Annotated in this window: 5 protein-coding genes; 4 read left to right on the top strand and 1 reads right to left on the bottom strand. The window is 49.6% G+C overall.

Annotated elements, in window-relative coordinates:
* Positions 1-129 (top strand): ExbD/TolR family protein (locus ACO0LE_RS16745; RefSeq protein ID WP_422956290.1); only part of this gene is annotated, 129 nt, incomplete at its 5' end.
* 119 nt (positions 130-248) lie between these two features.
* On the opposite strand, the gene ACO0LE_RS16740 is transcribed toward ACO0LE_RS16745, so the two are convergent.
* A complete protein-coding gene (locus tag ACO0LE_RS16740) occupies positions 249-1,175 on the bottom strand; it encodes a sulfurtransferase (protein ID WP_422961482.1) in 927 nt (308 codons plus the stop codon).
* Between the two features lie 284 nt (positions 1,176-1,459).
* Here ACO0LE_RS16740 and dnaE point away from each other — a divergent pair, with 284 nt between their 5' ends.
* From dnaE to msbA, 3 genes are all read left to right on the top strand, one after another.
* Positions 1,460-4,987: a DNA polymerase III subunit alpha gene (gene dnaE / locus ACO0LE_RS16735; RefSeq protein ID WP_422961481.1), complete on the top strand. Its 3,528-nt coding sequence runs from the start codon at positions 1,460-1,462 to the stop codon at positions 4,985-4,987.
* Entirely contained in the window at positions 4,980-6,356 is a 1,377-nt protein-coding gene (locus tag ACO0LE_RS16730) for an O-antigen ligase family protein (RefSeq protein WP_422961480.1), read from the top strand. Before dnaE ends, ACO0LE_RS16730 begins: the two co-directional genes overlap by 8 nt.
* A gap of 145 nt (positions 6,357-6,501) precedes the next feature.
* Entirely contained in the window at positions 6,502-8,238 is a 1,737-nt protein-coding gene (gene msbA / locus ACO0LE_RS16725) for a lipid A export permease/ATP-binding protein MsbA (RefSeq protein WP_422961479.1), read from the top strand.
* The last annotated feature ends 2 nt before the right edge of the window (positions 8,239-8,240 follow it).

The raw sequence follows: 8,240 nt of genomic DNA, 5'->3' as shown, positions 1-8,240 counted from the left end.
CAGCCGGAAGTGCATCTGCGGCCGAACAAGCTGGTGGCGTACAAGTCGGTGGCTCATGTGATGGCAACGGCTCAGCGTCTTGGCGTCACTAAGATCGGTATGGTCGGTAATGAGCAGTTCTTGAAGTGATGTAATTCACTTTAAAATATGTTCTGACCAAAAAGAAAAGGCTCCTTGCGGAGCCTTTTCTTTTTCTGTGGTTATCAACTTATACCATCAACTTGTATGGTCAGCTTATTTTTTGTGAATTAGCTTGCCGACTGATCTGCGACTTGTGCGCCAGATGCTTCACCTTCTATTTCGCTGGTTTGCAATTTTTTGCAATGCGGGCAGGATTTTCCCTCAACATACCATGGGGATAATTGTTCACGTGGCGTCACCACTGCACGGCAGGCATAGCATTGCTTGGTATCCGTTGCTTCCAGCTTCGGATTTAAGGCTGTACGATAGTCAAATACAAAACAGTCACCGTGATAATGAGCGCCGCCAACTTCTTCAAAATATTTCAGAATCCCGCCCTCTAGCTGATATACGCTGTCATAGCCGACATTCTGCATGTGGATTGCCGCTTTTTCGCAGCGAATACCACCGGTGCAAAAAGTCACTACAGTCTTATCATTCAATGCTTCGCGATTGGCTTCGATGACGGCAGGGAACTCGGTAAATTTGCTGATCCGATAATCAATCGTATTATCGAAACTACCTACGTCGACTTCAAAATCATTACGTGTGTCAACCATGACTACCGCTTTGCCATGATCGTCATGTCCCTGATCCAGCCAGCGTTTTAAGGTGTGCGCATCGACCGACGGTGCCCGACCTTCCTCAGGCTTAATTAAGGGCATACGCATGGTGATGATTTCAGGTTTCAGCTTGACCAGCAATTTGGTAAATGGCTGATGATCTGAAAAACTCTCTTTAGCAACGACATCTGCAAAACGCGGATCGGTATGCAGCCAGTCCATATATGCATCTATTTCGTGACGCAATCCGGCCAGGAACATATTGATGCCCTCTGGCGTCAGCAAAACAGTACCTTTGAGATTTAATTCCTGACATTTAGCGATAAATTCCGTACGCTTTTCCGCCGTATCGTCGAATGTAATGAATTTATAAGCAGAAATATTAACGTAAGGTGTTTCTTCGGTTTGTACTGCGGGAGTTGCGTGCGACATAGTAGATATTCAGTAAGTCATTGATTTGGCAGCATTATAAACTTTTCTGGACGTAAAATTAAAGTTTTACGATTCAAAAAAACAAAACGGTCACGACTCATGCTAGGTCGTCTTTGATTTTGCCATGACGTCGTAATGCAGAATGCCTTGCGACGGAGTAGCTTGCTTATCTGGATGTTATCTGCCCGGCGCTTGTCGGTAATATCATCATTCATATCGCTATTCACGCACTTTTACCTGCACTGGCAATCGTTTTCGTCAGTCCGGCACGGTAAAATACGTGAATGAATACTGAATTAACACTGACCAACGATAGTAGCGCGCCTGCCTTGTCTGCCGCAGCACATCCGCAATTTGTCCACCTGCGTTTGCACTCTGAATATTCGATTGTTGATGGCCTGGTTCGCATTGATGATGTGGTAAAAGCGGCAACGAAAGATAAGCAGGTTGCGCTGGCGATTACCGACCTGGCGAACTTGTTTGCCATGGTAAAATTTTATAAAACAGCGCGTAGCAAAGGCGTGAAGCCGATTGCCGGTTGTGATGCATGGATTACCAATGATAATGACAGGGATAAGCCATCGCGTCTGATGCTCTTGGTGAAAAATAAAAAAGGTTATTTACAGCTTTGCGAATTATTGGCGCAAGCCTGGCTGACCAATCAGCATCGCGGTCGTGCCGAGATCCGCTATGAATGGCTGCATGCCTTATTTGAGGCTGATCAGCAAAAGGGTGAAGAACCAGGGTTGATCGTCTTATCGGGGGCTCACTTCGGCGATGTCGGTATTGCGATAGACAATGGCAATATTGATCTGGCCGAGCGCAGTGCACAGCGCTGGGCGGCGATTTTTCCCCACCATTTTTATATTGAAATTCAACGAGCAGGTCAGCCAAATATGGATGCTCATGTGCGGCAGGCGATCGCCCTAGCGCGCAAGTTGCAGTTGCCGGTCGTTGCCACCCATCCTATCCAGTTCATCAATAAAGAAGACTTCGTTGCCCACGAAGCGCGTACTTGTATTGCCGAGGGCGATATGCTGGCGAATGGTCGTCGCGTACGTCGTTTTAATGATCAGCAATGTTTTAAAACCCAGGCAGAGATGGCCGAGTTATTTGCCGATATTCCGGGCGCACTTAAAAATTCTGTCGAGATTGCCAAGCGCTGCAATCTGACGCTGGAATTGGGTAAGCCGAAATTGCCCGACTTCCCGACACCGGATGGTATGACCATCAACGATTTTCTGGTGCATGAATCACAGCGCGGATTAGAGCAGCGACTGGGGCAGCTCTATCCCGATCTGGAAAAGCGTGAACAGCATCGCCCCCGATATGAAGCGCGCCTGAAGTTTGAAACCGATACCATCATCAAGATGGGTTTCCCGGGCTACTTTCTGATCGTGGCCGACTTTATTCAATGGGCAAAAAATAATGGCGTACCGGTTGGCCCGGGCCGTGGTTCTGGTGCTGGTTCACTAGTCGCGTATTCGCTGTTGATTACTGATCTGGATCCGCTGCAATACAACTTACTGTTTGAGCGTTTCTTGAATCCAGAACGCGTTTCCATGCCCGATTTCGATATTGATTTTTGCCAGGAAGGGCGTGATCGGGTGATTCAATATGTAAAGGATCGCTACGGCAAAGAGGCGGTATCGCAGATTGCAACCTTCGGTACGATGGCGGCTAAAGGGGCGATTCGCGACGTCGGTCGTGTACTGGATTTTGGTTATATGTTTTGTGATGGAGTCTCTAAATTAATTCCATTTAAACCGGGTAAACAAGTCACGATTGCCGAGGCAATTGTCGAAGAACCTTTGCTTGCTGAACGGCAGGAAAACGAAGAAGAAGTCAAAACCTTGCTCGACCTGGCACAACAGGTCGAAGGAATCACCCGTAACATCGGCATGCATGCGGGGGGCGTGCTGATCGCGCCGGGCAAACTGACTGATTTCTGTCCACTGTACACGCAGGGGGGGGATTCCGGCGTCGTATCGCAATACGATAAAGACGACGTTGAAGCAGTCGGTCTCGTAAAGTTCGACTTTTTGGGTTTGACCACGTTGACGATTCTGGATCGTGCTGTTCGCTACATTAAGATGCTGGATCCAGCGATGGCGGATTTTGATCTGGCGAAACTGCCTCTCAACGACAGACCATCGTATGAGCTGTTAACCAAGGCGAAAACTGTCGCCGTATTTCAGCTGGAAAGCCGCGGCATGCAAGGCATGCTGAAAGACGCGCGCCCCGATCGCTTTGAAGACATTATTGCGCTGGTAGCCTTGTATCGTCCGGGACCGATGGATCTGATTCCGGATTTTTGTAAGCGTAAGCATGGTGAAAAATTTGATTACCCTGATCCGCGTACCGAAGGTATTTTGTCAGAAACCTACGGCATCATGGTATATCAGGAGCAGGTGATGCAGATGGCGCAGGTGGTCGGTGGTTACTCGCTGGGTGGCGCTGACTTACTGCGTCGTGCGATGGGTAAAAAGAAAGCCGAAGAGATGGCGGAACACCGCCAGATTTTCCGTGACGGTGCCGCGAAGGATGGTTTGCCTCAATCCAAAGCGGATGAAATTTTCGATTTGATGGAAAAATTCGCCGGCTATGGTTTTAACAAATCTCATGCAGCTGCTTACGCATTGCTCTCGTATCACACCGCATATCTGAAGGCACATCATCCAGCCGCGTTCATGGCAGCCAACTTGTCGCTGGCGATGGATGATACTGATAAGATCAAAATTCTGGTCGAAGACTCACTCGATATCTGCAAACTCACTTTGCTTGCACCCGATATCAATCAATCCGAGTACCGCTTTATTCCGGTTGGTGAGCCGGGTAAAAAAGCCACGCAAATCCGCTATGGCCTCGGGGCTGTCAAAGGTTCCGGTCAAAATGCGATTGAGAGCATTGTCGCGGCGCGTAAGGCTGATGGTCCTTTCCTGAGTCTGTTTGATTTTGCAAAACGGATAGACAAACGTCAGGTCAATCGGCGCACGGTAGAGTCTCTGATACGAGCTGGTGCGATGGATAGTCTGGGGCAGGATCGTGCGGTACTGCTGGCAACCGTACCTTTGGCGATGGAAGCGGCCGAGCAGGCCGAGGCCGCAATTAATCAAGTCAGTTTATTCGGTGATGATGACGATATGATTCCTCCGCCGGAATATATCAAGGTAGATCATTGGTCTGATAAGCAGCGGTTGATGGAAGAAAAACTGGCATTGGGATTTTACTTATCCGGCCATCTGTTTGACGCTTATGCTCCTGAGGTAAGGCAGTTCATTAAAACTACACTCGCCAAGCTTGATCCCTCGCGTGATCTGCGCTTGATCGGTGGCGTGATTGCCGGGCTGCGCACGCAGATGACACAGCGCGGCAAGATCATGATCGTCACTCTCGATGACGGTACAGCGACCGTTGATGTAACGGTGTATAGCGAAATGCTGGATGAGTATAAAAACTTGTTTAAAGAAGACGAATTCCTGGCGGTGCTGGGCAAAGTATCCGAGGATCGCTTCTCCGGCGGACTGCGGATTACTGCTGAAAAAATCATGGATATTGGCCGGGCACGCGTCCAGTTTTCACAAGGCTTGCGTTTGTCACTGCACGCAGGAACGGATCTGAAAAAATTGCAGGACATTCTCAAACCTAGTCTGAATCCGGAAGGATGTCCTGTCCTGATCCGCTATCAAAACACCGACGCCAGCGCCGAGCTGTATCTGGCAGATCAATGGCGAGTCAACCCTGATGATAATCTGCGGCAAAAACTCGGTGAGTGGCTGACACCTGACAGAGTACAGATCGAATATGCCTGACCGCATGAAACAGACCGGATCACTACCTGCACAAGCGCAATCTGATACGCACTTACCGACACGTTCAGGTGGATGGGCGCCATTGTGGACCGAACGTGCGAACTGGCCGCAGCAGGTGTTGGCATTCCTGCCACTGACTTTATTTTTTCCGGTCGGTGTGATGTATGGCGGAGTGCTGGTGTTTTACATCAGCCTATTACTGTCTTGCGTGTCGAATGATGCGTGGCGATTGAAGGTGCAAGCGATACGATGCAGCCCGATGTTATTGCCTGTACTGGCATTGAGTGCGGTGAGTATCGTCGCTGCGGTCTCGCATGAACGACCCGCTGGCGAGTTCTGGTCAGGATTCTGGCACTACCAGACCTATGTTTTTTTATTTCCTTTTCTGTGTGTCGGTGCCGGCGTCTGGCAGCAAAAAGCGCTGAAGAATTTTTTTGTCGGAGCGGTCTTTGCAGCCAGTTTGTATTACCTGAATCTGCTGCATGTCTTGCCGGCCAATACACTGTTTCGCAGCTACGTTGTTTATGAGGGAAATAAGTCAATCTTGCTTGGCATCTTACTGGCACTTGCTTCCGGCTGGATGTTGCATGAATTGGTTTTACGTAAAAATCATTTATTGATCAGAATGTTCGTATTGGCATATGTCGTCCTGGCCGTATTGTTGCTGGCCAAAAGTCGTACCGCCAGTCTGATTTTTATTTTGCTATGTGTCCTGATGGCCTTGCGTAACTTACGCTGGTCGAGGCTTAGCGCGCTGGTTCTGGCTGGTCTGTTGGTGGCTGGCGTCGGTACCTGGAACTATGTGTTGAGTCTGCCTGCGCCAGAGACCTGTGCTGTAAACGAAATGCAGCTTGCCGGCACAACACCCACACAGATCCTAGTAATGCGTGCGCAGTGTACGGTGCATCAGGTACATTCGTTTAACGAAGGAAAAAATATCGGCGAAGATGGTATGCGACTGGAGATTTATAAAGTGACCAGTCAGATCATTGCGGAGCAAGTCGTACTCGGACATGGCATTGCAAACTGGATGCCGCTTTATCAGCAGCGCGCCAAAGGCATGATGAGCGGCACCATGACGACGCCGCATAATGATTACCTGTTGTATTTCACCGAGCTGGGTATCGCTGGATTAGCGGCATTGTTGTGGATTTGGCTCAGCCAGCTATGGCTTGCGCACCGTATGACGAAGCAGGTGCAAACACGGGAGCGAGCGATGTTACTGGCGATGCTGGGTGTAACAATGATGGTCGGTGGCATGTTTAATGCCATCCTGCGCGATGGCGTATTCGGAATGGCCTTGATGATTTTGCTGGCGATTCCGCTGGCAGGTGTCCGCACAGACGATAGACAATCCAATGCAGTTTAATAAAGAAAATTAAAATTGAATCCGCTCTATCTATGCGCCTTATAGCATGAAAATGCGCTGAAAGCCGCATGGATAAAGCGGATTGCTGTTGAGATATTCAAAAAAACTCTTCAGCCTAATTAAAGTAATCAGAATAATGAGAATAATGAATCAGCAAACGATACAAATCGCGCAGCGCTTATGGGCATCGATGCGTCAGCACCGTCAGCGTCTGTTATGGACCTTGCTGACGATGATTGGTACCGCATTGACTGAGGTAATGTTTCCGCATGTTTTCGGCTATCTGCTGGATCATGGTTTTAAAGGTGAGCATACCAATCTGCCGTTGTGGAAAGTACCTGCTGCAATTATCGGTATTTTTGTCTTGCGCGGCCTCTGCACATTTACGACAAGTTATCTGATGTCATGGATTGCAACCCGTCAGTTGAATGATATCCGCGCACAGGTGTTTGCGCGGATCATGAATGTCCCTATCAATTTTTATCATACAGAATCCAGCGGTCGAATCATCAACACCATCATGTTTGAAGCACAGCAAATTGTGGAAATGATGAAGGTATCAATCACGACCCTGTTCCGCGATTCGCTGACAGTGATCGTCTTGCTCGCCTATTTGTTATGGGTCAACTGGAAGCTGACGCTGGTCACGATTGTCTTGATTCCCTCCATGGCGTATCTGGTACGGCGAGTCAGCAAGCGCCTGCGTAAGCTCAATCAGGATCAGCTCGAAGTCAATGGCGAACTGACCCAGGTCATCGAAGAGACCACACGTGCCAGCCAGGTGATCCGTATTTTTGGCGGCCAGAATTACGAGCAGCAACGCTTTGATAAAAAGAATGAAAAATTGCGTGGCTATGCGATGAAGACCACGGTTGCCGTTGCATCGACGACGCCAGTCACCCAAGTGCTGGCAGCTTGTGCCGTCGCCATTGTGATTATGCTCGCGGTCGCACAAGGCAAGTCGGACACCACTACCGTCGGTGATTTTGTTAAGTTCATTACTGCGATGATGATGCTATTGACGCCTCTGAAACGGCTGGCTGACCTGAATGGTCCGATGCAGCGTGGCATGGCAGCGGCGGAATCGGTTTTCTCAATGATCGATGCAGAGCCTGAACATGATAGCGGTAAGCCCTTGCCCGCCAGAGCGCAAGGTAAGCTGGAATTTATCAATACCAGTTTTAGCTATCCAGGGCACGAGCAAGTCGCGTTGCAAGGGATTAACCTGAGCATCCAGCCGGGTGAGACACTGGCGCTGGTCGGCATGTCCGGTGGTGGCAAGACGTCACTAGTGAATCTGGTGCCACGTTTTTATCAGGTGAGTGACGGTGAGATTCTATTGGACGGTATTCCGTTGAATCAGATTTCACTCGCGAGTCTGCGGGCGCAGATTGCGATGGTCAGTCAAAATGTCGTGCTGTTTGACGACACCGTCGCGGCAAATATTGCCTACGGCGATCCACAACCGGATGCCGCACGTATTGCCGCCGCAGTGACTGCCGCGCATCTGGAAGATGTCGTGCGTGAATTGCCCGAAGGTTTGAACACCATGATCGGTGATAACGGCAGCCGCCTGTCTGGCGGACAACGTCAGCGTCTGGCAATAGCACGAGCGATTTATAAGAATGCGCCGATCCTGATACTCGATGAGGCGACATCGGCGCTGGATTCAGAGTCCGAACGTGCCGTGCAATCTGCGCTGGATGAATTAATGCAAGGCCGGACCACGTTGGTGATTGCGCATCGCTTATCCACCATAGAACGCGCCAGCCGGATTGCGGTGCTGGTGGACGGCATGATCAGTGAGATCGGCACTCATACCGAGTTACTGGCAAAAGAGGGTGTCTATGCGAACCTGTATCGCTTGCAATTCACGGCCTGACC

This window comes from Undibacterium sp. Xuan67W (assembly GCF_049340165.1).
Lineage (GTDB): Bacteria > Pseudomonadota > Gammaproteobacteria > Burkholderiales > Burkholderiaceae_D > Undibacterium.
The sequence above is the reverse complement of the archived record's forward strand: the minus strand, read 5'-3'. Positions and strand labels throughout refer to the sequence as shown.

Bases quoted from the DNA above. Each gene is read 5' to 3' on its own strand.
- ACO0LE_RS16740 (WP_422961482.1), bottom strand. From the start codon at position 1,175: ATGTCGCACGCAACTCCCGCAGTACAAACCGAAGAAACACCTTACGTT.
- dnaE (WP_422961481.1), top strand. From the start codon at position 1,460: ATGAATACTGAATTAACACTGACCAACGATAGTAGCGCGCCTGCCTTG.
- ACO0LE_RS16730 (WP_422961480.1), top strand. From the start codon at position 4,980: ATGCCTGACCGCATGAAACAGACCGGATCACTACCTGCACAAGCGCAA.
- msbA (WP_422961479.1), top strand. From the start codon at position 6,502: ATGAATCAGCAAACGATACAAATCGCGCAGCGCTTATGGGCATCGATG.